General features: G+C 47.0%; 32 protein-coding genes. 5 read left to right on the top strand and 27 right to left on the bottom strand.

The genetic code is table 11. From position 1 onward, the window contains the following. Positions 1–195: 195 nt before the first annotated feature. From H8704_RS11750 to H8704_RS11730, 5 genes are all read right to left on the bottom strand, one after another. Positions 196–732, bottom strand: coding sequence for a hypothetical protein (locus H8704_RS11750; RefSeq protein WP_249298377.1), 537 nt, complete (start codon positions 730–732; stop codon positions 196–198). Positions 733–924: 192 nt separating this feature from the next. After that, complete coding sequence (locus H8704_RS11745; protein ID WP_249298376.1) at positions 925–1,320, bottom strand: hypothetical protein; 396 nt, start codon at positions 1,318–1,320, stop codon at positions 925–927. Between the two features lie 64 nt (positions 1,321–1,384). Next, complete coding sequence (locus H8704_RS11740; RefSeq protein ID WP_249298375.1) at positions 1,385–2,554, bottom strand: hypothetical protein; 1,170 nt, start codon at positions 2,552–2,554, stop codon at positions 1,385–1,387. 11 nt (positions 2,555–2,565) lie between these two features. Further along, complete coding sequence (locus H8704_RS11735) at positions 2,566–3,228, bottom strand: RNA polymerase sigma factor (protein WP_249298374.1); 663 nt, start codon at positions 3,226–3,228, stop codon at positions 2,566–2,568. Positions 3,229–3,258: 30 nt separating this feature from the next. Next, positions 3,259–3,477 (bottom strand): helix-turn-helix domain-containing protein, encoded by a 219-nt coding sequence (locus H8704_RS11730; protein WP_022119794.1) that lies wholly within the window; start codon positions 3,475–3,477, stop codon positions 3,259–3,261. 179 nt (positions 3,478–3,656) lie between these two features. Here H8704_RS11730 and H8704_RS11725 point away from each other — a divergent pair, with 179 nt between their 5' ends. From H8704_RS11725 to H8704_RS11715, 3 genes are all read left to right on the top strand, one after another. Continuing rightward, entirely contained in the window at positions 3,657–3,905 is a 249-nt protein-coding gene (locus H8704_RS11725) for a hypothetical protein (RefSeq protein WP_249298373.1), read from the top strand. A 151-nt stretch (positions 3,906–4,056) separates the two neighbouring features. Further along, complete coding sequence (locus tag H8704_RS11720; RefSeq protein WP_117469541.1) at positions 4,057–4,509, top strand: hypothetical protein; 453 nt, start codon at positions 4,057–4,059, stop codon at positions 4,507–4,509. Positions 4,510–4,528: 19 nt separating this feature from the next. Then, on the top strand, positions 4,529–4,783 hold the full coding sequence (locus tag H8704_RS11715) for a hypothetical protein (RefSeq protein ID WP_249298372.1): 255 nt from the start codon (positions 4,529–4,531) through the stop codon (positions 4,781–4,783). Between the two features lie 292 nt (positions 4,784–5,075). On the opposite strand, the gene H8704_RS11710 is transcribed toward H8704_RS11715, so the two are convergent. The 22 genes from H8704_RS11710 to H8704_RS11605 form a co-directional block, all read right to left on the bottom strand. Beyond that, entirely contained in the window at positions 5,076–6,863 is a 1,788-nt protein-coding gene (locus H8704_RS11710; protein ID WP_249298371.1) for a glucosaminidase domain-containing protein, read from the bottom strand. Positions 6,864–6,866: 3 nt separating this feature from the next. Further along, positions 6,867–7,190: a hypothetical protein gene (locus tag H8704_RS11705; RefSeq protein WP_117469538.1), complete on the bottom strand. Its 324-nt coding sequence runs from the start codon at positions 7,188–7,190 to the stop codon at positions 6,867–6,869. 37 nt (positions 7,191–7,227) lie between these two features. Then, positions 7,228–7,491, bottom strand: a complete 264-nt coding sequence (locus tag H8704_RS11700) for a hemolysin XhlA family protein (protein WP_117469537.1) — start codon at positions 7,489–7,491, stop codon at positions 7,228–7,230. 56 nt (positions 7,492–7,547) lie between these two features. Beyond that, positions 7,548–8,675: a reverse transcriptase/maturase family protein gene (locus tag H8704_RS11695; RefSeq protein WP_118515527.1), complete on the bottom strand. Its 1,128-nt coding sequence runs from the start codon at positions 8,673–8,675 to the stop codon at positions 7,548–7,550. A gap of 354 nt (positions 8,676–9,029) precedes the next feature. Continuing rightward, entirely contained in the window at positions 9,030–9,449 is a 420-nt protein-coding gene (gene avd, locus H8704_RS11690) for a diversity-generating retroelement protein Avd (RefSeq protein WP_117469535.1), read from the bottom strand. Between the two features lie 69 nt (positions 9,450–9,518). Next, positions 9,519–10,580: a hypothetical protein gene (locus tag H8704_RS11685; RefSeq protein ID WP_249298370.1), complete on the bottom strand. Its 1,062-nt coding sequence runs from the start codon at positions 10,578–10,580 to the stop codon at positions 9,519–9,521. Beyond that, on the bottom strand, positions 10,573–10,932 hold the full coding sequence (locus tag H8704_RS11680; protein ID WP_114002346.1) for a hypothetical protein: 360 nt from the start codon (positions 10,930–10,932) through the stop codon (positions 10,573–10,575). The genes H8704_RS11685 and H8704_RS11680 overlap by 8 nt, the downstream gene beginning before the upstream one ends. Continuing rightward, on the bottom strand, positions 10,929–11,102 hold the full coding sequence (locus H8704_RS11675; protein WP_181824097.1) for a hypothetical protein: 174 nt from the start codon (positions 11,100–11,102) through the stop codon (positions 10,929–10,931). Before H8704_RS11675 ends, H8704_RS11680 begins: the two co-directional genes overlap by 4 nt. Next, positions 11,102–11,593: a hypothetical protein gene (locus H8704_RS11670; protein WP_117469533.1), complete on the bottom strand. Its 492-nt coding sequence runs from the start codon at positions 11,591–11,593 to the stop codon at positions 11,102–11,104. The genes H8704_RS11675 and H8704_RS11670 overlap by 1 nt, the downstream gene beginning before the upstream one ends. A 16-nt stretch (positions 11,594–11,609) precedes the next feature. Continuing rightward, the gene (locus tag H8704_RS11665; RefSeq protein WP_249298369.1) at positions 11,610–11,963 is read right to left on the bottom strand and encodes a hypothetical protein; all 354 of its coding nucleotides are present in this window, start codon (positions 11,961–11,963) and stop codon (positions 11,610–11,612) included. Continuing rightward, positions 11,960–12,865 carry a phage tail protein gene (locus H8704_RS11660; RefSeq protein WP_249298368.1) on the bottom strand — a complete coding sequence of 302 codons (906 nt, stop codon included), beginning with the start codon at positions 12,863–12,865 and terminating at the stop codon, positions 11,960–11,962. The genes H8704_RS11665 and H8704_RS11660 overlap by 4 nt, the downstream gene beginning before the upstream one ends. Continuing rightward, positions 12,858–14,015, bottom strand: a complete 1,158-nt coding sequence (locus H8704_RS11655) for a baseplate J/gp47 family protein (RefSeq protein ID WP_117787503.1) — start codon at positions 14,013–14,015, stop codon at positions 12,858–12,860. Before H8704_RS11655 ends, H8704_RS11660 begins: the two co-directional genes overlap by 8 nt. Beyond that, positions 14,008–14,316 carry a hypothetical protein gene (locus H8704_RS11650; RefSeq protein ID WP_022118182.1) on the bottom strand — a complete coding sequence of 103 codons (309 nt, stop codon included), beginning with the start codon at positions 14,314–14,316 and terminating at the stop codon, positions 14,008–14,010. The genes H8704_RS11655 and H8704_RS11650 overlap by 8 nt, the downstream gene beginning before the upstream one ends. Before the next feature lie 16 nt (positions 14,317–14,332). Beyond that, positions 14,333–14,722 (bottom strand): phage tail protein, encoded by a 390-nt coding sequence (locus tag H8704_RS11645; protein ID WP_022118181.1) that lies wholly within the window; start codon positions 14,720–14,722, stop codon positions 14,333–14,335. A 17-nt stretch (positions 14,723–14,739) separates the two neighbouring features. Continuing rightward, positions 14,740–15,231, bottom strand: a complete 492-nt coding sequence (locus H8704_RS11640) for a hypothetical protein (RefSeq protein ID WP_117469529.1) — start codon at positions 15,229–15,231, stop codon at positions 14,740–14,742. 12 nt (positions 15,232–15,243) lie between these two features. Beyond that, on the bottom strand, positions 15,244–16,509 hold the full coding sequence (locus H8704_RS11635) for a LysM peptidoglycan-binding domain-containing protein (protein WP_242981986.1): 1,266 nt from the start codon (positions 16,507–16,509) through the stop codon (positions 15,244–15,246). Positions 16,510–16,512: 3 nt separating this feature from the next. Continuing rightward, a complete protein-coding gene (locus H8704_RS11630) occupies positions 16,513–16,722 on the bottom strand; it encodes a tail protein X (RefSeq protein ID WP_117469528.1) in 210 nt (69 codons plus the stop codon). A gap of 15 nt (positions 16,723–16,737) precedes the next feature. Continuing rightward, positions 16,738–20,871 carry a phage tail tape measure protein gene (locus H8704_RS11625; RefSeq protein WP_249298367.1) on the bottom strand — a complete coding sequence of 1,378 codons (4,134 nt, stop codon included), beginning with the start codon at positions 20,869–20,871 and terminating at the stop codon, positions 16,738–16,740. Between the two features lie 129 nt (positions 20,872–21,000). Further along, on the bottom strand, positions 21,001–21,405 hold the full coding sequence (locus H8704_RS11620; protein ID WP_022118243.1) for a phage tail assembly protein: 405 nt from the start codon (positions 21,403–21,405) through the stop codon (positions 21,001–21,003). A 19-nt stretch (positions 21,406–21,424) separates the two neighbouring features. Beyond that, on the bottom strand, positions 21,425–21,940 hold the full coding sequence (locus tag H8704_RS11615) for a phage major tail tube protein (protein ID WP_117469526.1): 516 nt from the start codon (positions 21,938–21,940) through the stop codon (positions 21,425–21,427). After that, positions 21,940–23,010 carry a phage tail sheath family protein gene (locus H8704_RS11610; protein ID WP_249298366.1) on the bottom strand — a complete coding sequence of 357 codons (1,071 nt, stop codon included), beginning with the start codon at positions 23,008–23,010 and terminating at the stop codon, positions 21,940–21,942. The genes H8704_RS11615 and H8704_RS11610 overlap by 1 nt, the downstream gene beginning before the upstream one ends. 85 nt (positions 23,011–23,095) lie before the next feature. After that, positions 23,096–23,290: a hypothetical protein gene (locus H8704_RS11605; protein WP_118563254.1), complete on the bottom strand. Its 195-nt coding sequence runs from the start codon at positions 23,288–23,290 to the stop codon at positions 23,096–23,098. Between the two features lie 180 nt (positions 23,291–23,470). Here H8704_RS11605 and H8704_RS11600 point away from each other — a divergent pair, with 180 nt between their 5' ends. Further along, positions 23,471–23,995, top strand: a complete 525-nt coding sequence (locus tag H8704_RS11600; protein ID WP_243105336.1) for a helix-turn-helix domain-containing protein — start codon at positions 23,471–23,473, stop codon at positions 23,993–23,995. Positions 23,996–24,252: 257 nt separating this feature from the next. Further along, a complete protein-coding gene (locus tag H8704_RS11595; protein WP_117469493.1) occupies positions 24,253–24,612 on the top strand; it encodes an SWIM zinc finger family protein in 360 nt (119 codons plus the stop codon). The last annotated feature ends 118 nt before the right edge of the window (positions 24,613–24,730 follow it).

Here is a 24,730-nt window from a genome sequence, read left to right as displayed (position 1 = left end):
TCTATCTGGCTACCATGGACATCACTAAAAAATGGACCGGACGCCGCAGGGACTGGTCCCAGATACGAGCCCAGCTGGAGATCTATTTTGAAGAACGGCTGGAAAAAGCAGAATTCTAGGAAAATCTATTTGACATGTGCATTTATACCAGTATAATGCAAATAAGAGCAGAGAACCAAAATCTGGTCTCTGCTCTTAATAACTATCAATAAAATCTTGTGTCAGTTTTTTGAGTTTACACAAAACTTGAAACGGTCTCTTGGCTCCTTCCGATACATTCACGGCATTTTCATCTGTTCCCGTTGAAGTAATGGTCTGTCCATCCAGAACTGCATCCGAAGTCAGCTTATTCACAGCCGAATAATCAGAAACACCGGAGGATGTTCCACCCGGTGCTCCTCCCGAACCACCTCCCGGCTGTCCCTGTCCTCCCGAACCACCTCCCGGCTGTCCCTGTCCTCCCGGACCTCCATCCGGTACTCCGCTTGGCGGTGTCCCCGGTGCATCTCCCGGCTGGTCTCCGCCGATTGCCCCACCCGATGCGGCTCCACTCGGTGGCTCCGGCGGTGTTCCGTTTCCACCGGGCCCCTTCTGATCCGAAGAAGTCTCCTCCGCCTCCGTCGTCTGATTTAACCCTAATGCCGCCAGAAGTCCTGTTTTTGGTACTGTGTATACCGATACTGCCGCTGCCAGCACAACCACTGCAAATCGTTTGTTCCATCTCTTTCTCATAGGCTTATCCCCCTTTTCCAAAGCATCTTTCAAAACGCCTGAATACTTTGATCTGTTTTGATGATATGGCTATGATAAGTGATGTACCTTAAATCAACCTTAAAAACCAAAAAGATCCTGCAAAGGTTTCAACATCTCTGCAAGATCTCTTTGGCTTTTATGAAGCAAAATATAACATAATATTATCTACATCTAATCCCATTCATAAACATAGTTGTGCTTTACCCATCCCCATGTTCCCGTTTTTACTCTTTTCACATAGAACCATCTTCCTCCTGTTTCTCCGCTTTTTGTATAGTTAATACATACCGATTCATTATTATACATAAGTTCCAGTATAGTCGCATCAACATTGGGACGTTTTCTTAATCTAACTCCATTTCCCACAATACTAGCATTCTCATCAATTTTTCTTTCCTGTTGATTTGCTAAAATAACACCTACTCCTATTTCATCTCCTTGATATTCATTTTCTGCAACATCCAAAGAACTTTCCAATAACCTGTCTTCAGAAACCTGCGTTGCTCGTACTTCTGTGATATTGTTTTGTAGAAAAATTGACAAACACATAACCATAGCAAATAACACACTGAGACCTCTTTTTTTCTTCTATTTCATAATTGCCTCCTCATACACTTCATAATTTTATATTTCACTTCATAATCAACTTGTTATAAATAACCAATCCCCTATCCCTTTGTTTTTCACATGCCTGGTCTTCCATCTGCATCGCCACTTTATAATCTGATATTCTATAAAATCTGTACAAATCTTTTGTGGATACACTGTACATTACAACACCTGCGCTTCCATTCCGCAGCCGTACCATATACTTTACATTTCCCCTGTTTAAAGTACCATCTTCTTTTAATTTGTATATCATCCGAATGCTTGAAATATCCTTTTTCAGATTAAGCTTATCAAAATACTGCAATACCTTTTTCACATTCTTACGGTAAAACTTCTCGTCCGGCACCACTCCGGCAGCGCATTCCTCTTCCTTCTTATTTTCTAAGTCAATCTGATTTACCGATCCGTTCTCTGAATCAACTTCCACTGTTATACTATATTTCCAAGTCTCCTTTTCCAGAGTAACATAATAACTGGATGCATCCGCATCAACCGATAATTGTGTCTTATCATACTCTATGGTTGACACGGCATCTGCACAATCCACGCCATACAACTTCTCCGCATATTCTTTTGCAATTTCAATTGCTTTTTCCTGTGAAATATTCTGATCTTTGCTTTTTTCCTCTGCCTGCTTATTTTCCATTGACACCGCATAATCTCTTCTTTCCCAGAAATCAACTATCTGCAGCATCTGCTGTCTGGTCAACATCTCTTCCGGCAAATAAAATGTGCTGTTTTCATAACAATATACCGGCCTTTGATCCGATACATCTTTGATTTTTTCTACTTCCAAAAGCTTTTCCTGCGGAAATACACCTTCTGTTTCGTATTTATTCCGCAGCTTCTCTAACCGTTCCTGCTCTTCTCCTGTTAATTCTCTCGAAAAACTGTCTTCGTCGGTTTTTGCTGATTGTGTTTTTCTGTTTATATCCTTCTTCTCCCCCTCGTTCATTTCGGTCATATGTTTACTATATAAATTTACCGCCGCCTGTGTTCCCGTTGTCGTCAACACCGCAAACAGCAACAACGCCGCAGCATATTTCCAATACGAAACCGGTTTACGGCGGATTTCTGTTTTCTCAGAAAGCCCCTCTAATACACGATCTATCTTTTCTGTATATTCTAACGGCAATGGTTTTGCCTCCTGCTGTAAACGATCCGAAATTTCCCGATCAAATTGATCCATCATGTTCATCCTCCTCATATCAATTTTCTTAAATTTTCTCTTGCTTTGGAAAGCCGCGACTTTACCGTCCCCTCTGGAATCTGCAAAATCCCGGCAATCTCTTTTACTGAAAATCCCTTGTAGTAATACAAGATAACAACAATTCGCTCCTTTTGCTTTAACTGTTCCAGACAATACCAAATATCACCCGACACTTCCTGCTGATTTTGACAGTATGGTTCTATATCATCTACCGGTCTCATATGATTTCTTTTTACCGTCATATTTTTGGCGGTATTTATGGTAATCCGAATCAACCAGCTTCTAAAGTTTTCCGGTTTTCTTAATTTTTTCCGGCTTTCCCAGGCCTTACATATAGCTTCCGCAACAGCATCCTCGGAATCCGTCGTATTTTGCATAATATTATACGCCAGCCGATACAACAGATCCTTTTCTTCTTCTACAACTTGTGTAAAATATTGTGCATTCACTGCACACCCGAATGTTTGAGTAAAAAAGGTCATGGGACGTCCTAATTCGGCGGACTTCCGCTTCACGTAGTCCCTGGCTTTTGCCATGAAATAGAACTGTCTGTTCGGTTCGAATTCTGGCGCCTGGGCGTCGATGTTTACCAGATCCAGACTAATTTCTTTCAGCCTTTCAGCCGGAACTTCGCGCAAATCTATTTTATTATACATAAACTTTTCCTTTCATGTCTTACTTTTTCGTTAAATTTCATCGCCTGTTTGTTTGTCTACAAATACAATTTTCAATTCACAACCCAGGACGCCGGCGATCTCCGCAAGTTCGGATTCTTTAAAATTGCACCGCGTCATTTTGTTGGAAAAATTCTGTCGCGTCTGGTTTGTTCCTTCTGCCAGGTCGCCCATTGTCATATTTCGCCGGCCGGCCAGGAAGCGGATCTTTTCCGCCGTGTTCATATCCATTCGATCAACCCCTTTCTGTTGTGTATGTTATTTTACTTTATACACTTTAGAATGTCAAGTTGAAAATATTTCTTTATCTTTTAATCTTTTTCTTTACATTTATACTTGACATTTTACACTATATAGTGTATTATAATATCATAAAGCAAAGGAAATAAACATCCAGCAGAAGGGTTAAAATGGTGGTAGATATGGAAATCAGAAGACTTAAAAATACAAAATTCGGAACAAACAAGATTGCTAGAGTCGTTACCGGTTGGGCGCTCTATGAAGCCGGTAAGGGTTGGATCGCTTTCAGTCACGACCGCGACCAGTTCGGGATCCTGGTTCCTTATATTCCGTGTGGCGGAAAGAAGGCGCTTCAATCCATCCTGGACGCCGGCGGCTTCGTCAGTTTCGACGGTATGGAGTATGTCGCCGAATTATAGAGGGCCGGAAGGCCCTTTTATTTTACACTTTTTCGTGTATTATAGAAAATATTTCTTTCTGTTTTTAATCATTTTCTTTACATTTATTCTTGACATATTACACTTTATAGTGTATAATGTAAACATAAGATAAAGAAAAGAGGTAATCAAAATGTTAGATAAAAACGGAATGGAAATCAAAACAGGAATGGTTGTGGAAATCAAGGACGCCTTCTTCAAGAACGACAACGGGCTTTACTTCGTGGAACACTCCGCCGGGGATCCTGACTGGTGCGGCTCCGATCATAGCCTTCGCAAGATTTCAAAGCGCGGCAAAATCAGCCAGGCGAAGCACAACCTTTGTTTCTGGCCGATCGGAATTTTCATCAGTGACCGATTCAAGGCCGCCGAAGCGCGAACCTGGAATAAAGAACACGCGACAATCGAAATCAGAACCGAAATCGACCGTTCAGAAGTTGCCGCCTACTTTAACCAAATGGCCGAAGACCTCACCGATCGGATCCAGCGCGAAGCCTGGGACTATGGCGAAGAAAGTCAGACTGTGAAGACATCAACTGCAATTCAGAAACATTATAGACAAGTAGCTTCGGAAATATTGGCATAATAGGAACAGGGCGGCCGGTGTGGCCGCCCGGAAAGGAAGAATCACGGAATGGAAAGAAGCATTTGACGCCGCCGTCGAAAAGACGGTGGGCGCGTATGAGAAGATGGAAGAAGCGTTCCTGTCTGGTAGCAAGGAAGGCTTCGAACACTGGCACTCTGAATACTGTCGGTATATCGACGTATTTACAGAAGCGACCGGAATCCCAGAATCGCAATTCATTGAAATTGTGAACGACGCCGTCCTGAAAAAGAAAGAACAGAATAAATCAGAATAAATCAGAGTTTGTCAGAGAATATCAGAATATATCCCACGAACGCATAAAAGCCCCGGAAATGGATTTTCCGGGGCTTATTGTGTATTTGTCCACTTACGGCATTAAAACGCAAATCTGGGCGGCTGGCGCGTTCGGACGGGCATTTCCGCGCCGCCTGTTCTGCCTGGAAATTGGTCGGGGATTTTGTTTCCCCCTTATACCCCCTTCCCTTGCGCCCATTGTATCATACATTTTATAAACTGTAAAGTGTAAGTTGTAAATATTTGTTATAAATTCAAAATTCTAAAGTGTATTACACCCGTGAACCGAATTCATCGTCAAGAGCGATCCAGCCGTCTTCGTTCGTCGCGTAGGACTTCAACAGGCCCCACAACTTCGCGCCTGGGCCTTCCTTCGTCTTTACGATGGTAAAGGATCCGACGCCAGTGTGTACCGCCTGGCCGTTCTTCTTGTGGTAGTCGTAAGTTGTGCCAGGGCCTTTTCTGATCCGCAAATCAGGAATCTTCACGCGGAACACGAAAGATTCATTCGCGGCGGCAACGCAAGGATAAATTTCTTTTCCTGAATTGTCGAATACTTTATAGCCGCTGTTCTGCTTGCAAAGTTCGATCGCGTTTTCCTTCTGCTTGAAGGCGCCGATCTGAGTGTCGGCCTTGTCCCAGGACTTACGAACGCGGAAATATCCGGTTCCGGCGGTGCTTTCCTTCTGCTCCTGGGTAGCCTTGAAGGAAACATAATCCGGGATCGTGGTAATGAACAGGCCGCTTTTCAGCTTATACCATTTTTCATCGGCGGAGATTCCGACGACGGTAAACACGCCTTCGTGTACAATCTGATCGACGGCGGCCGTGTAGCTAGGCGCCTTTCGGATATTCAGGCCGTCTTCGCCCTTATAAATAACCGTAACGGTTCCGTTCATGGCGTTAATCTTCTGGTTGCTCTTGTCGTCGCTGGTATTGTCTACTGGCGCGGAAGGAACGGTTGTGACGGTCTGGCCGGACATTGCCTTTTTGACGTCCTTTCGGAACTGATCCATTGTCAGGCCGTACTTATTCCAGATATGTTCGGGATCGCCATGGTTCGACGCGATTCCCTTCGCGTGGCCCTCGCGGTGGCTCATTAAAACATTGCTGTTTTCCGGGTTGAAGCCGTACTTCTTGCAGATATACGCGAAGAACTGGACGGCGTTCGCGTAAGTTGCCAGGACATGGGCCTTCGTGTTGCTTCCGTCGCCTGTTTCAATCCAGGAAGAACCACCCGTGTACTTAATAGTCGCCGGTTCTGTCATTTCAATGCTGATAAGTGAACTGTTTCCGCTTCCGTTCGAACCGGATCCGCAATGCCAGGCGCGGAAGTTCCACGGTAAAAGCTGTAAAACGACCGCGGCTTTTCCAACGACCGCATGAACGCACGCGCCCGTTGAAACGGAAAAGTTGTTCGCGATAACCTTCGGATCCGGCTGTGGACAACCGATACTGTGAAGCATACCGCCGGCCGGTGTGATTCTGCGGCCACTCTTATAACAAGGGCTGTTTGTCAGAAGATATTCTTTGATTTCAATACTCATTTTGTCTTCACTCTCCTTTACATCGTACTTGTGAAGTTCCCATCGTTCAATGATGGAACAGATCTTTTCGACGTATGTTACGTCGGTGGCGTAGCCGCCGTTTTTGATGATCTGGATCGCCTTTCTGTAATCTGTTTCGCCCGAAAGTCCTTCATACCGCTTTGCGGCTCCTTTCATGGCGCCCAGTAAGTAAAGCGAATGATCGTTTATACTGGCCTGAATGTCCGGGTATGCGCGGAAATCGGCAACGACGGAATATTCTTCGCCGTTCTTCTTCTGTTCTTTTGTGGTCTTCGTATATTTTGAAGCGCCGTCCCAGACGCTTTTCCAGGTGTTCCCACTTAAAGAACACTTCATTCCGAAAATGTTGTTTGCGTTCACGGCCAGGTCAGTAGAGCCGTAACCGCTTTCTAAAATTGCCTGTGCCATTGTTACGGAAGCAAGTATTCCGCTTGCTTCCGCGTCTTTCATGGCATACGGCGCGATTTTGATAACAAAATCTTTTTCCGACATTGATTAGTCCTTCTTTCTGTAAAATCTGGCCCAGATCTCGAACAAATAGTCCCAGCCCTTACAACACACGATCGCCACGATGAACGCCGCGAAAATGACGGCTACAAGGTAATACCACACGAACGCGATTGACGCGTAAGACAGGTAAGCAAAGAAGCCGATCACGCAAATTGCAAGGGACAGAATAAGAACCTGGAACTTTGTCGGGATCTTGTCCAGGAAGCCGATCCCCTTTGTAAACTCTGTGATAACCGAAATCAATGTACAGATTGCGGCCACAATCAGGATGATTTTTGAAGCGTTTTCAATGATAAATTCAATGTTCATGTTGTTTTCTCCCTTCTGGTGTAAAAATAGTTTTCAGTTATAATCCGAAGCCGGTTCGAACAATGGTTGTTAAAAGCCCGATGGCCGCGACGATAATAGCCGCCACAACAGTTCGGAAAAGCCATTTATTCGATTCGGTGAGATCTGCGACGGTCTTCTGGACGTCTTCAAGATCGCTTTTGATTCGAAGAATTTCTTTTTCGTTTTCATAGGTCTTGATTTTGGCGTTGTTGTAACCGTCAAGTTTTCCTTCGATCTTGATAAGTCGATCAAGAACTTCTCTTTCAAATTCTGCTTCCATACCGTGAACCCCCTTTCCTGATTATTAGACAAAAAACAACCTGGTAAAATGCCAGGCTATGAATTGTTATCTGGAACCCGGAAAGAAAATTCGTCGATAATCTTTCGGAGAAGGTTTCCGGCCGTGAAGTGGCTTATCAGACCGAAATAACTTTGCATGGTGTTGTTGACTTTCTCCCATGTAAGCCGGCCCATTTCAAACATTTTCTGAATGAACCGGATCCGGCGATACATTCTTTGTCGTGTCGATTTTCGAACACGGATTGTCAGCGGCGTAATAAGGGCGCCGACAAATGTTACCGGAAGATAAGCCGGTCGGATTGATGTCTTGTTATTTAATTCAAGGTGCAATTCCTCATTCAGAAATCTTTCGATTTCATCCCTTGCCGCGAACGCCTTTTCCTTACTGTCAAAAAGTGCGATCACGTCGTCTACAAACCGAATATATTTTTCGATATGAAGAACGTGTTTACAAAACTGATCCAATTCGTTCAAGTAAATGTTCGCGAACATTTGACTTGTCAGGTTTCCGATCGGCATACCGCGATTGTATAACCAGTCTTCTTGTTTGCACAACTCCGGCTGGACGCCGGAAGGAAGGCCGAAGGCGGTATGTTCGCAATTTATCAGTTTATCCAGGTCGCGAAGAATCAGTTCGTCCTTGATATGCTTTTTCAAGATCTTCATAAGGATTTCGTGATCGACGCGGTAAAAGTATTTTGCAATGTCAAGTTTTAAGACGTACCAGTGTTTCGGACTCCGGTTGACCTTCCGAAGCCAGATCTGTAACTGTTTTCTTGCCTTGACGGTTCCCTTACCCTTCCGGCAACCGTAACTATGCGTTATATACTGCCGGTCGAATAAAGGGTTTAGTTTCTGGTAATACGCCCATTGAACGACACGATCCCGGTACTGTAAAGCCATGATAATTCGGGGTTTCGGCTCATAAATCTGTTTCATGCGGTACTTACCGACACGATAGGACGATTCAAGCGGATTCCCTGGGATCCCGTCTTTCGGGTAGTATGTTAGTCGATTCGTGAGATCAATGATTTCTTCTTCCCTATGCGCGGAGAATTTCAAGTTTTCGTCGCGGTTGTGCTTGCCCTGGGAAGCGTTGCGATCCGCTTCAAGTAGGTTCGACGGGTCGATGATTTCTTCGTGCGTAATGTCGAAAGTCTTCATTGTGGTTAATTCCTTTCGTTGGAATTGTGCGCCCTTGCTTTCGGCGTGGGCGCGGCGCTGATCGTTACGCCCTTCACTGGCTTTCGCCAGGTACTAACCGCATTATCAGCAAATTTAATTTCTCCGGCGCTATGGCCGGAACTGAAACAGATCCCTTTTCCCTTTCTTGCACTGTGAAAAGTCCGTAAACTTTCCCGTCTGGCTAAAAGGATAAGCGGAGAAGAAGCCGATGTTCGTCCTGACGTTCGAACGTGGGTTGTTCAAGTTCAACGCGGAAGGGCCAGCGTTCGAAGTGTTGTTGTAACTGCCAGAGACAATCGGCAAGCGTTTTTGACCTGTTCCCTCTGCCGGAAATTATTTTCCGGCGGTTGTGCTGGTTTCCTTTTGTGATCGGATCCAGCCGCCGAGTAGCCGCCCGATTTCACATAACTTTTCTGAAACCAGTATGTAACGCTTTTCGTCTACAAATTTCATGTCATACGACAAATCATTGAACATTCGCAATAATTCAAGCTGAACGTCCGCGTCTTGAAGTGTCGTTTTCTTGAAATACTTCTTTTGTGCCGTGATTATAAGAATCAGGAATTGAAACAGACACTTTTTATAGTCCGCCACAAACCCCAGCTTTTCACTTCTGGGATATTTCACAAAAGAAGTGTACAGATATTTCATAAGGTCTTTTGACCTTTGAAGAATTATCAGGCCGCTTCGTTGTTCCCGTCCTTCGTCGGTTTCGGGATTTCCGGGCGCCCCGTATCTTCGCATATTTCCCATTGTTGCAATCCTTTCTTGTGTCTCAAAAATATAGGGGCTACTATCGTAGCCCCAAACAGAACACGGCTATCAGATTGCAGATTCCAACTCCATAAAAGCGGAGAAGAAGCCGATGAACGACCAGACGTTCGAACGTGGGTCGTACAAGCTCAACGCGGAAGGGCCAGCGTTCGAAGTGTGGCTGTAACTGCCAGAGACAATCGGCAAGCGTTCGTCTTCGTTGTTGATCCAAAAAGCGCCGGTATGTGTGACGCCGCTTACCGGTGCAAGGAATAATTCCTTCAAGATCTCCGGGATCGTTGTCACGCCGGTTCCGGCCACAAGATTTCCGAAGTTTGCCGTGTAGGTACTGCCGGCCGCGCCGGTATCGGTTGCGATCTTGAAATCTTTTGTATATTTCAAGGTGCCAGGTGTTCCAGGCTCTACCAGGCTACCATTCGGAAGAATGGCCTTCCAATATGTGGACGCGGCAAGGTGTGAAACCTGTTTTGCGGCCAGGTTGCAGACGAAGATCTGGATTTCGCCTTTGTAAATTCTAAGGCCGGACATCCATTTCCAGACGTCACCCACGTAGTCGGCGATACCGTTTCGCGTTCCGTCATGGAACCAGGTCGCCGGGCCGGATCCGGTCGCGGTTCTGGTTGTTCTTGTTCCGCCCGATCCGTCGCTTTCGGTTGCGGTTGTCTCGCCAACCTCATAGGTGTATGTGTGGTGTTTTCCGTACTGGGTGTTGCCGCGCGGAATAAAACCGGATTTATAGATCAAATGGTTAATGACCGCACGTTCCGGGATTGACGCTAAATGCCAGCCCGTTCCCTTCGCATTACAAGCCGCGTGTGACGCGTCGTAATTGATGGACGCTTTCGGATCCACCAGCGGCCAGGAATAGGCCAGACCGTCCACAATACAGTTAATAAATTTGCTGAAAAAGAAGCGCTTGTATTCCACATCGTCAACCACAAAGGCCGAATGTGTCTTTTCGCTTCCACCGTCGAATAACTGGGCGTTTGTGCGCTTATTAAACGGGATCATAAAGGACGGAAGGCCCTTGACGTCCGAAATAATAGTGCAACCGCCGCCAGTCAATCCTTCCGTGGCGAATTTCAGGCTGTCAAACTGGTAATTATTCATAGATTACACCTTCTTTCAGCGCGAACAGTGTCAAGGTCACGTTGTCCATAGAGAACGGAACCGGATCGCGCTTGATAATTGTTTTCTGGCTGTTTTCTGTTTCTTCGGAATAGTCCGGGTTCGGGATTTCTTCTTCTGTGTAGGCTCTGGCCGGAATGTCCACCTGTGCCACATAAAGAAGACCGACACCGGTTTCCAGGTTGCCGGCCATATCCGAAGTAATGTCGATATGGACGTCGTTGTCGGCTTCGTATTTTTTCAGATTCAGCATGATCTGATCGCCGACGTTCAGCCAGGTTTTCGTTGTGGAATAGGAAATCTTCTGGCCTTCGTTTGCTTCGATAATTTTCATCGTCTCATTCCCACCTCTCTTTTTACATCATTCATTCGCGCGTTGATTTCTTCCGCGTATTCGCGATTCTGGGCGGCTGAATTGCCTTCGTGGCCGCCACCGAAGGCGCGTAACATCGCGGATTCCTGGGCGCGTCTTTCGTCTGATTTAATAATTACATTTGCTGGCATTAGTACAGTCCCCCGATCACATGAAGTTTTAATGTTACATTTTTGGCGCTACCATAGTAACGCACCTTAAAGGCGTTCAGGGCCTTGTCGAATACTTCTGCATACTCGACCGGGCCGTCCGCTTCCGTGACCTCAATATCGACCTTGTAATCGGTCTTATTGACAATCTTCGGAAGGGTGATCGTCTTCGCGGAATTGGTCGCCGGATATTTCAGCGAATTTGTGAGTGTCGCCGTTAATATCTGGCCGCGAAGATCGTCAACTGATTCCTGGATAAGTCGAAGGTGAATGGCGTTCGTGGCCGCGATCAGGTTTCCTTCCAGGATCCCCATGTCTTCGTTTCCGAAGTTGGTCGCGCTCTGCTGTGTGCCTTTCTGGTGGATCTCACCAGGGGCCGGCGTCCATTCTTTCACACCGTTTCCCAGATCCACGACGGAAACCCGTCTAGGGTACTGGACAATTCGGTCTTTCCAAAAAACCGGAATATACATCTTTTATCGCTCCTTTCTACTCATTCCCCGAAGACTGTACAATTTTGATCGCATAACGATACATGACGCCTTCGTCGAATTCCTCTTTGTTCAGGCTTTCGTTACCGCCGGCCCATAAGAAGCCGCCGCGATGATAGAAGCGAATTCCTGTAATAGAATCCGGGGCGTTATGATCGAACATAACATAGATCGCGATCCGGCCATCGGATAAAGTTTCCACATGGTCGATCGGAATTTTTGTCCAGGTATTCCCGGAACGGTATTCCGCGTAAGCGACAACCTTTTTCAAATATTCCTTCACGTCGTCGATTGCTTCGTCCGTTAAAGGAATATAATTTCCTTCTGTCATGCTGTTTCGATCTCCTTTCATTCTTCGTCCGCGGCGTATTTCTCCGCGGTGCTGTCATAATATAAGTTAAGTCCTTCACTTTCAGGCGCGACGGAAACGCCGCTTTCCGCCAGCGCAAGACCAGTCGCCGGATCTGGATAAGAACCGGTTTCCTGGTCGCTGTCCGTCGGATAAACGATTGTCTGTCCGTCGGTGGCGCCTTCAAGATCGACTGTAACTTCGGATAAATGCAAGCCGGTTGAAATGTCCGGCGTGGTTCCGGCTGGCGTGTACTCTGCGAACGCTTCTTCTCCCTCTGCTTCAAGTGAAAGCTGAACTTCGGTCGGGATAAATCCAACCGCGGCCGCCGGATATGTGCCACACTCGAAATCACCACAAAAGGTATAGAAAAACGTCTGGTACTCTGATTTATCGAAAAATTTAAGCGTGATCCCGTTCTGAAAAGCCATGTAGTCGAAACGGGAACGCGCATTTTTAACTTTATTCAAATAATTCAGAAATTCTTTTATGGAAGTCTGCGTCACTTCCGTTCCGACTGCAATTCGGAAATGGAAAGGCGCTCCGGCGTATGTGTACCATTCTTCAACTGACGTGTTATTGTCGCCAAATACGGTGTCAATCATTTCTGTCATGGCCTGGCTGGTTCCTAGCTTAATGTACCAGTAAATCGAATTTCGGATCAGACTTCTTTTGATTTCCGGCGAAAGCGACGTGTTATAAAACAGAACACGGCTTTCAACTGCCAGGAAGTCCAGCTTGTCGTCTTCGACCTTATCCAGATCCGCCCAGATATGCACCCGGCGCAACCGTTCCATGAATTTCTTTTTCTGAATATCAAACACCCGGCACGAAGCCAGGCGTTCAGGTGTCTTCATTTCTGCCGGAAGCGCGTCTTCTGTCCGGTAATCGTGAAGGCTAATCATTTTCAACGCCCCCGTAAACGAATTCGATCGTTCTTTCCTGGGCGACGGATGTTTCCGGGACGACCTGGAACGCCGGGGATTCGATAACGACGCGCTTTCCGCCGGCGGCTCTGACAAATTCTGTCAGGGTGTCCGGGTTAATGTCCCGGCCGATCTTTGTTTTTTGCCACTCGATATATGTATCTTTTGCGGCTTCGATCGCGCTCTTAATGGCCGCCAGATTGTTAATGTCACTTCGGCCAATATAATAGGTCGCCTTAATATCATATTTAACGACGTCAGGCGGTGCGATCTGGTCTTTGTCTGTAAGCGGAATAATCGGGTTGTTTTTCAAATATGCCAGACAGCCGTTGCAAAATGTCTGTGTTGGCAATTCTCCGCCGTTCAGAAGAATTCGAATGTCAACAACCGCGTCTTCCGGCTCGTAGATCTTCACATCCTCGATCGCCGCCGAATTGTACTGTTTCACCCAGTATTCGTAAGCGTCAGACGGGCCGGCTGTGGAATAGGACGACGGCGCCAGGAAAATTCGTTCACGGAAGTTTTCTTCTGTTTCTTCTCCGGCCCCACCTTCCGACTTCGTTATGTTTGTAACTTCGGCAACATAAGGAACCGGATCGACCAGGGTTTCAATCTGGCCGACAATATAATCATTTCCGACCGTTCCGACCGTTTCACACGTACAATCGACGTCGATATGATCCGCGCCGGCCGTGACCTCTGCGAAGTCGTCGGTTGCGAAATAAATTCCGTCCCCGGCGGTGACTCTGGTTCCGGCCGGGATATAAACCACTTCACGGCGGATTTCGGACAAAATAAAACGAACCGTTGTGACTGCCGCCTTCGGTTCGTTGATAAAGGTCTTTTTCATGGATCCTAAATGTTTCAGAAAATCGCCGGTTGAATACTTCAAAAGGTTCTGTTTTGCCGCAAAGTCAAGCTGTTTATACATCTGGAACCACTGGCCGGCTTCAATCTTTAACTGAATGTATTCTTTATCGCCTGGGCGAAGGATCTTTTTCTTCCCGGTTTCCTGTTCATATTCATTTTGCCAGTTTGTAATATTTTCATTCAAGATCTGATCGAATGTAATGTCGTCTATGAACGATACGTCGGGAAGATCATATAGTTTCTGGATTTCATCAGCCATTATATACAAGCACCACCTTCGGAATTAAATTTCCGTTTCCATTTGCTTCGAACCGGACTTCATCGACCGAAACGCGGTCTTCGAATTCTTCGACAACTTCGATCGCTGAAATGGTATAAAGGTTCTGGGCCTGGTAGGCCGGCGCCGATATAACATCAGGATCAATCCCGACTTCCCGGTTCATCGGAATAGTGCCTTTTAAAACGGATAAAATAAAAGACACCTTTTCCATGATTTCTTGACGAAGGGAAAGTTCCACTTCGCTATTCATTACAATTTGTACGCCGTCAATTTCAATCATCGTTCGCGCCCCCCCCCTAATAGTATTCCGTGGCCGTTACGGCGATTTCGACAGAAACAAGTTCGCCGCGGTTCCACACTTCCTTAAAGTTTGCGTCGATGGAATCAACCGTCCACTTTCCGCCGCCGATCTTGTGGCCGCCAATTACTAGCGGACAAACTTTTCCACTTTCACAATACTTTATCAGTTTGTCCTTCATAATACGGGGCCGTACACCGTGACCGGCGCGGATCTTCATTGTGAACGACACGCCTTCGTTGTTCGGGCCGATGAATTCCCGTTCCGATTTCTTCCGGTAACGGCTGTGTTCGGAATAGTTCGCGGAAGCGGCCTGTTTGAAATCATTGAAATTACAGATTTTCTTGTCGCTGGTTTCGAAGATAATGTCCCCGAAATATCCGATCATTTACACCACCGTCCTTCCTATGTCGGATAACTGCCGGAAACGGTCAGGTTGCCGCCCACATGGACGTTTCCGGTCGTGCTGATTGATTTTGCTGAAATGCTCCCGGCGCTGATCCTGCCAGTTACGGTTGCATTGCCGCCGACTGCCAGATTCCCGGAAACATTCAATCCTTCGACGTTCACGCTATCCGATACCACATCAAGGCGTTTCGCCTTCTTGTCGTACCGGATATAACTTCCGTCCCCGAAATCTTTTCGCCAGATCCCGGCGACGCCTTCCGGCGGCCGGTTTCCTTCTGCATACGGCGGCGGAAGAATCACGCCGCGCGTTCCGCCGTTTTCCAGGTGTACCACATATACAAGGGTTTCAACCGGTGGCGGATCAAATTCATTTGAGAAAAACGGCATATAAGGCGAAACGGCATTGTCACGGTCTTTATAGACGACCTGGGCCGTCCCGTCCGTGTAGTTAATCGCCGAAATATAGCCAACTCTTATAATATCGCTCATGTGTCCCCCTTTTTATCCTGGAATCGTCAGGACTGTTCCCGGCCAGATCCAGTGACCGTTGCTTGACGATGATTTTCCGTGTGATTTTGCGGCCGATTCGATGGTCGATTTATTTGTGTTATAAATCTGCATATACTTAGCACCGGATCCCAGGAATTTTGTTGAAATTCTCCACAAGGTATCGCCGCTTACAATGGTATAGGTCTTCGCCTTCGTGGAACTGCTGGCGGCTTTCTTTGTGGTGTTCCCGGACTCCACGGTCGCAACTGTGACGCCGTTTACAATCACGCATAGGTGCATATCAAGGCTTACGGTATAACCGCCGCTGGCGTCCTTTGTGTGTGTCACGGTGTCAATGTAATATTTCCCGTCCAGCTTGCCGAAGCCGGACATTTTTATATTTTTACAAGCGATATACTTCACATCGCCCCTTGTTTTCACGTTAATAGACTGGCATTTCCTGTTATGCTCTAACAGTTTCGCCTTCGCCTTGATTTCCGCGTCTTGAAGGCTTTCCGCGGTTTCGTTCAGTTTCAGGATCCTTGATCCGTTCCTCATCATAAATTTATATTTCAGCGTCTTGTTTTTCTTAGAATCTGTATAGCAGATCTGAACGCCGTCATATAGTCGCGTCATGCTCTTAGTGGCCGACCAGGAAGAACATTTTGACCGGTCAAGTGAAAGACTGGCCGCCTTCTTTTCATAGTCCGTCTGATCGAATACAACCATTTTCCGGTTATATAATTTCATAGCCAGGTTATAAGACGCGCAAAGGCTGAAAGCGAATTCAACGTCCGTCTGGTCGGATTGCTCCATTTCGTCGATCGAATAGTCCTGGCCGGAGAAATACAAGCCGATCTTTGCCGTTGCGGCAATGCTCGAAAGAATTCCTTTGACCGATGTTTTCTTCCAGGTCTTCGATTTCTTCGTGACGTTGAAATCCGTGTTGATCGGTGTCGCTATGCCCCCGATCGTGGCAATTTGCGGCGGCCCGGAATATCCCAGGTCGTCAATCAGGAAATAACCACAATTCAGGCTTCGATTGTCGCCTTCTTTGTTCCAGTTCGTTGTCTTGATGGTAGCTTCCACATAGTCGCCCTGAATAGGGATCCAGCCGCCCCACCAGACGCCGCTTCGGTTGTTTAATTTCAAGGAAACAGTGTCGGCCGTACCGCTCGCGTTGTCCACATACTCGAAGCCTTCTGTATAATCGGTTATTTTCTTTGTGATGTCCTTTCCGTTGTATTTCACGGAAACGTAAGACTGTCGCGCTTGCATGGCTTACACTCTCCATTCTGGAAGGTCTTCGTCGCTTTCTTCCGGCAACTCCGGGATATAAACCGGAGTGCCATCGGAAAACACGGAAATGTCCAGAAGGTGGGGATTGCTGTCCATCAGTAAGCCGATGTATTTCACGTCGCCATAAAAAGCGTAGGCGATAGAGTCCCACATATCGCCAGAAACGGTTGTGTAGTATCTTTTTTCGTCCATATCATGGCCCCTTCTTTATGCGAATGAAGTCCTTTCCTTCCCCTTCTTCCATCTGTCCATCATTTCATTAAACTTCTGCTGTGACATTTCAAGGGCTTCGTTCACATCTTCCTTGCTTGCGTTGCCCTGGATCACAACCGAAGGCGAATAGACAAATTTCGAACTATCCGTTGAAGAATTATCTTCCTTCGTTCTGTTGGTTGTGTTACTGGTTGTCACGTTGTTGTAAAGCTGTTTCGTGACTGATTCCGCCGGCTGGCCGTTGCTCTGAATTCCGACAAGCTGTTTCATTCTGTCGAAAACAGAAGCCGCGCCGTCATTCTGGTTGCCCTGGACGACTCCGGCGACGATGGATTTCATATTCGACCACAATTCAGCCAGCGGAAGAACCGCTTCTTTGCCGGCTTCTCCGCCGCCCAAAAGGTTGTTTCCACTTGCCCCGAAGATGGTCGGTTTGTTTAAAATACCACCGTTTTTATACCAACTGATCCCGAAATGGGGAACAGAAGGCGGATTGATTGAAAAACCGCCCGAAATAGAAACGTGCGGAAGTTTCAGCTTTGGAAGGCTCCAGGAAAAGTTGAATTTGCTTTTTAATGCGCCGATCGCGTTTGATACGGCGTTTTTCGCTGATTCCATCTTTCCACTGATCGCCGACACGATATTCCCAAAAATGCTTGTGACCGTGTTCTTCGCGGCTGATAAGCCGGAAGAAAAGGCCGAACGGATTCCAGATAATGCCGACGACACATTTGCCTTCGCTGTGTTTATTTTGTTGCTCATAGTTGCCCGGACATTTTCAAACGCCGAACTTGTAGCAGACGACACCGCCGACCAGGCCGCCGAAGCGGTTGACCGGATGGACGAAGTAACCGAAGAAACGGTCGCTTTCGCGGCGTTAATCTTGTTTGAGATATAACCCGTCGTCGTTGTCCAGGCTGAATTTGTCGCGGATGATACCGCCGACCAGGCCGCCGAAGCGGTTGATCGAATGGATGAAGCGACCGAAGAAACGGTCGCTTTCGCGGCGTTGATCTTGTTCGAAATATAGCCGCTTGCCGCCGTCCAGGCCGTGTTTGTTGCCGACGATACCGCCGACCAGGCCGAACTTGTGGCTGATTTTACGGACGACCAGGCCGCCGAAGCGGTTGATTTGATCGTCGAAGTCACGGACGAAACAACCTGTTTCGCGCCGTTAATTTTTTCGGAAATATAACCGGTTGCCGCCGTCCAGGCTGAACTTGTGGCTGATTTCACCGCCGACCAAGCCGAACCCGTGGCTGATTTTACGGACGACCAGGCGCCCGAAACCGCGTTTACGATCGGAGAAAGGAAAGACGAAATCGTGTCTTTGACCTTCTGAATTCCGTCCGAAACGGTTGTTTTGATAAACTCCCAGGCTGAAAGGATCGTGTCCTTGCAGTTCTGCCAGATAAACTGGAACGGAAGCGTGATAATCTGAAAAGCGGCCGAAATGATTTCGCCGATCAGCATAACCCCGACTTTCACGATGTTTTTTATCGTTGTCCAGGCTTCACTTACCTTTTCGGAAATCTGCGACCAGATTTTGGAGAATTTCTCCTTGATCGCGGTCAATTTTCCGCCTGTTAATTTATCTATGAAGGTATATCCGGCCGTATAGTAGCCTTTTACGCCCTCGATTGCCGCCGCGGCGATTCCCTTAATTCCGCCGCCGTGTTCCTCATACGCGGACTTGATATTCGATAACTTTTCAGAAATCGTATCTTTCGCCGCTTGCATGATGGATCCGGCTGTTTTTTTGATGGACGAAAACGCGTCTGAAACCTTATTTTTGATTACAGATAGCTTTCCGCCTGTCGCTGTGTCAATCGCATTAAAAGCACCCACGACAACGCCTTTCAGCGCGTTCAGGGGCGCAAGTGTCAGCGAAGACAGGGCGCGAAATGCACCCGAAAAGATATTTTTCAATCCATCAAGGGCTTTCGACCAGTCGCCCGTGAAGACGCCGCTAATAAACTGAACGACACCCTGGAAGACCTGTTTCACGCCCGAAAAGATATTTGTGATCGTCTGTTTCCAGCTTTCGAATACAGACGAAAGGAACGCAAAAGCAACCGGGAATTTGTCTGCGAATTCCTGAATTGCGGCCGAAGCCTTTTCTTTCAGGTTGTTAAATACGCCGACGATCCAGTCGCCCAACTGTGACGCCTTTTCTTTCACGGTGTCCCAGTTTTTATATAGCAACACGCCGATCGCAATAACCGCCGCGATTGCCACACATACAAGTCCAATCGGACTTGTTAGAAATGCGAAAGCCACGCCCAGCGCCGAAGTAACGGCCGTTCCGACCGCACAAATCGCGTTCCAGGCTGTCAAGGCCGCCGTCTGCGCCCATGTGGCCGCTGTGCTGATTCCCTTAACAACTGCGTCCTTTGCGTATAATGCGTAGAGATAGGCCGTTTCCAGCCTGTCCTTTGCTTTCAACGCAAGGTTCACGATCATAGCTTTCTTTTCCGCGCCAAACACTACCACAAGGGCCTTGACGGCTTTTACCGTGTTCATAGTGTCCTTTGCGAATTCAACCATCTTCACCGCCGCAACTGCTCCGGCGATTCCGGTAATAATCGGGATAAGAAGTCCCCATTCATCTAACTTCTGATAAACTGTCGCCGCGGCCCCGATAACTTTCATCATGGCCCCGATAACGGCCGGGATTGCGACCGTTGCAATTTGGGAAATGGCCGGTTTCACTATCTCCCATGCCTGGAACAATTTGTCTTTCAGATCCAGGGCGACCGCGATCACTTTGTCGATCGCTGGCTTGTTTTCTTCAATTTTCGCCTTGATATTCTCGAAGGCCGTGATTCCCGTATCACGTAAAAAAATAAATGCGTCCGTGGCTTTCGTGCGAATTTCGTCAAAAGCTGGCTTCGCCTGGTTAAAGGCCGCGATCGCTTTCTTCGCGAAATTCTCCGCCGCCGGAACGACTGTGTTATAAAATGACTGTGCAACGCCGACCGCGCGGTCAGTAATCGACGGGATCACATCAGCAACCCCTTTGATTGCGTCCTTTGCAAGTGGCGCGAATACCTCGCACAATCGAATTTTAGCGTCATCGACCGCCGAACCAAAAATCGCCATTGCGCCCGGTAACGTGTCCGTCATGGTATCGGCCATTGCGTCCAGGGCGCCGTCGGAATTCTCGAAGGCTTCTGTTAGCTGTGTCCAGGTGGACGCGGCCCCGTCTGCGCCTTCTGCGACGCCTTCCAACAAATAGCCGAACTGGGTATAATAGTTCGTGCCGGCGATTGCCGCCATGTAGTTGTTTTTCTGTTCCTGGGACAATCCAGACATCGCGCCGTTTAATTCCACAAGAATATCTTGCATATTCCGCATTGCGCCGGAACTATCGTAAATAGAAACGCCCAGTTCCTTAAATGCTTTCTGCGCGACGTCTTTCGTTGTCATTCGAACCAGCATAGAGTTCAAAGCCGTTCCGGCTTCCGCTCCCTTGATACCATTGTTCGCAAGGATACCCAGGGCCGCGGCGGTCTGCTTGTAGTCCATGCCGGCCGATTTTGCGGCGCCACCACAACCGATCATCGCTTCCATTAAGGCTTGCGCGGTTGTGTTCGATTTGTTATTCGCCTGGACAGCGACGTTCAAGTAATTTGTCAGATCGTCAACGCCCAGGCCCAACGCACTCATTGAGTCAGTTACCAAGTCCGAACAGGTGGCTAGATCCATCGAAGTAGCTTCCGACAAGCGAAGAACCGGTTCCAGCGCCGAAATAGAATCATTCACGTTCCAGCCGGCCAAACTCATATAACCTAATGCCTGGGCGGCTTCCGTGGCTGTCTTAGTCGTGCGTTTTCCCATCTCCTGGGCCGCCGCTTGAAGCTGTTTATATTCATCTTCGGTCGCTCCGGCAATACCGGCCGTTTCGGCCATTGCCTGGTTAAATTCCGAATATGTGTCCACCGCGTCTTTGACAAAATCGCCAATTTTTACGGCCGCGAAGGCGGCTGTTGCTATCTTCGCGGCCGTTTTTGCGGCTTTTCCGATTGAATCTAATTTGTTATTAACTCCACTAACCGATTTCGTGAGTGAACTTTGGATTTTTCCACCGATTTCAAGCGCCAGTTCGTAGCTTGTTTTCTTTGCCAATTTCGCTCACTTCCTTTGCTATGTCGATATACTCGTCAAGCGGAAGATCTGTGAAAAAATCTATTCCGGTGTTTGTTGCCATCGCAAGATGGACGGCCGTTTTTTGAATGTCGGCCCCGGAATCGTGCCTTACTCGTCTTTGTATAAAAAACCCACAACGGCGTTTTTAATCTTCTGGATCTCTGCGGCCGGAAGATCTTCGAAAAACTCCGCCGGAAGTCCGGTCACTTTGGTAGCGACGATCTTCGCGTATGTGGTTGTGCTTTCAGGTACGAAGCTAGATACACCGGTCTTGTTGAAAGCCTTTTCGATGGCCGTCAATGTACGTCCGGTCAGATCTTCCAGCCCGTGAAGATCTAATTCTGTGAACGTGTCGTCCTCGAATTTGTAGGGCTTTCTGAATTTGACGATCAGCTCGTCTTCTTCTTCCTTCTTCGGAAGAAGGGTGTCGGCGATTTCCTCGTTTGCCGGAACGACTGCGATTTCATCGCCGCCGATCATGTCTTCTCTTTTCTGCTCTTTGTTCTCTGTCATTGCTTATTTCCTCTCTTTCCTAGATCTGGCTTCTTACTTTCTGCAAACGATCAACGCCGTTCAGCTTCCAGATCATATTGTATTTATCAAGTTCCAGGACGGTAGTTCCAGCGATAGCGATCTTGCAGTAAGTAACTTCACGGGTGACTTTCGGTTCGCCCTTGCCGCCCTTTTTTAAGGATCCCAGGTCAAACGCCTTGACTTTTCCCTTTGTCGTTACGACAAGGCTTTCAAAGTCGTTTGTCTGGGTTGCGGTATTTAATACCTGCATAGATCCGCGGTAAGTAATCTGGCCGGTCTGGGTGATGAAATCGAAATATTCGCGGCTGATATTGCCGAAAGTTGTTTCAGTTTCCAAGGAACCGAAAGCGCCTTCGATCGCTTCTTCGATTTCGCCGGCGATTCCGGCCCCGTCGATGGTTTCCGTCATAGATTCGAAGTTTGGAAGCGTTACTTCGTTGGAAACTCCGACGTACTTGTGGCCGGCTCCGTAACTGTTGAAATTGTTTAAGACTGTCGGAATCTTATAGCCCATTATTCGCCACCCCCTTCAAGTGCGTTCTGTGTAATGGTAGGATCAAATTCAAAGACATTGTGAATGTCTTCGGCCGGCGTATATCCACCGATCTTCGTGTGAAATTTGATAGAGCCATTCAGGATATTTGCAATCGGGTTTTCGTCATGGTCGAAAGTGATTTCGCCGCCGGCGATGTCGTCGGAACCCTGTAAACCGTTCAACTGCATATTAAAGCCGGAAACAACCTCGTCGATCAGACGGTAATTCGTCAGGTCGTCCACATCCTGGAAGAATGTAAGTTTGAAATTGTTTTCAATGTAGTCGAAAATTGTTACAATGTTGATCCATCGGTCAATCGGATCCGTGGAAGACGGATAAACCGCGGTATTATTGCCCCAGTTCTTCCAGCCGTTCATATTGATAGCGGTAACGACTCCGCAAGCGTTACAATAATCGTTTGCTTCGTCCAGATCAGGAAGGACTTCGGAACCGTCCGCCAGGCATAAGCCGGTGATCTTCGCGTCCTTGTTGGATGGGGAACGGGACGGAATACCGTTATTATTTGCGGCTAAATACTGTAAATTTGCCGCCATCATGGCTGAATAGTACAGTTTATAGTCGCCAACCTTTACCATCGGCCACATAACAATTTCGCCGCGGCTGGAAATGGCGTTGTTGTCCTTGAATTCCTTCACCTTGTCAATGGAATCCGCCTTTCCCTCTGCGGAATCGACGTCCATCACCACTTTTCCGGTGAAAAGGCTGGAAATAGAAGACGCTTTCGCGTCCAGGGCCAATGCAACGGCCGGAACGTGCGACCAGCCAGGGGCCAGAAGTAAAGAAGGTACATATCCGTATTTCGGATAAACCATGTTTACCAGTTCCAGGCCGGTTTTCTTCTTTGTGGCCATGTCAATAGAAGCGCTTTCGTCGTGATGTACGTCGAAGCCTTCGTCTTTCAGCATATTAAGAATTTTCCAAAAGTACGCGTCGTGGACGAATTTCTGGTTCCGTCGCCATACGCCAGAAGGTCGTTCGGTTTCGTTATTGAACCGGAACATTGTGTCATAGATTCTAAAGTTATCCATATTCAATTTTCCCTTTCGCTTATTTCCAACATCTGCCGCCGATTGCAGTCGGCTTCCTGGCTATATGTCGAAGTGCTGGCGGTCTTTATCTGACCGCCATTGCAGTTTTGGCTAAGTCATTCGCATAAGCGGCGCCGGCTTCCATACCGTTCATATACGCCAGCATGACGATTTCGAACAGTGGGCGTTTACCACCAGGAACGCCTTTGATTACTTCACATAAACGTCTAGCGTCTGTGATCTGTTCGGAAGTTAAGGACTCTTTTTTGGTCTTACCCATGAAATCACTTCCTTTCTGTGTGTGCTGTGTTTTTTGTATCTATGAACATGATACTTCATAAATACAAGTTTGTCAACCTTTATTTTTTGTATTTATGAAGTTTTTTGTATTTATGATATTTTAAGATTGACTTTACAAAATTTTGGATATATAATCAGGTCAGAAAGCGAGGTGAAAAAGTTGAATATTGGTGACAGAATAAAAAAAATAAGAAAAGAATTAGATCTGACACAACAAAGATTCGGCGAAAGAATCGGTGTTAAAGGGAACACCATCGCGCAATATGAATTAGGAAGAAGCAATCCTGTTGATTCCGTCATTTCTCTAATGATAAGAGAATTCAACGTAAGCGAAGACTGGCTTCGATACGGCAAGGGTGAAATGTTTAAACCGGCTCCGTCCGACGTGTTGGATCAGTTGGCAAGCGAATATAATTTGTCGAACGCTTCTTATATAGCGATCGAAAAGTTCGTAAATCTGAAACCAGAAAAAAGAAATGAATTGATTGAATTTTTCCTTGATATTTCGAAGGCCATCCTGGAAAGCGATGTCGATCCAAGCGCGGCGGCACTCCCGGAAAACTTCGCCGCTGGATTTTCAGAAGATTCTTTGATCCAGGCGTTTGTGAACGCTCCAAAAACGCCCGAAGAACTGGAAAAGGAATTCCCGGCCAGAGAGCCAGATCGGAATAAGGAAACGGGCTAGGCGCTAAAAGCGCCCGGCCTTCTGCTTATAAAGCTATACTACCAGATCAACAAATATATTTTCGTTCTTCCAGCGAAATTTGAATTATAATACACCGTCTTAAATGCCGGATAGCAGATCGCATATATACGCCGGTCGTTGTAATCTATGTATTTAATTGTCATAAGCACCACCCCTTTTCCAGAAAGGCCGGGCTTGTTTATTATAATTTTTGTGAGTTATATAAGATACTGGTAATAAATAGCAGAAAGGGAATTATGATTTTGAAAGTAATAGTCGGCGGTGTGGTTGTCTTCCTTGCCGTGTGGGCCTGGAAGATCCGCATATACTTGAAACGCCAAAAGAGAAAGGAACGCGACGAAGCGCCGTTTCACCGGTGGGCCGATGAAGTCCACCAGCGACCGGGCCAGAAAGAAAAACTTCGCCAGGCAAAAGAAGAAGATATTTCCGTTCACTTTGAAAGTGAAAAGAAATGTTTCGCCAGGATGAAGGCGCCGGACGACCAGGAAGAAGTCTGGTGCGGTCTGGGAATGTGTCAGTGTGGCACGTTCAAGGCCGATCATTTACCTTGTAAGCACATTTACAAGCTGGCCTTAATTAAAGGGCTGATTCAGTAGTTTTATAATAAAATAAAAACAGCCGGTCAACGACTGCAATCACTGACCGGCTTTAATACCAGGCAACCGAAAAAGGTCTTCTGATATTGGAAATAAGCACCCTATATTATAGCAAAGA

The organism is Jutongia huaianensis, assembly GCF_014384985.1.
GTDB lineage: Bacteria > Bacillota > Clostridia > Lachnospirales > Lachnospiraceae > Jutongia > Jutongia huaianensis.
This window is presented reverse-complemented; position numbering and strand designations above follow the sequence as displayed.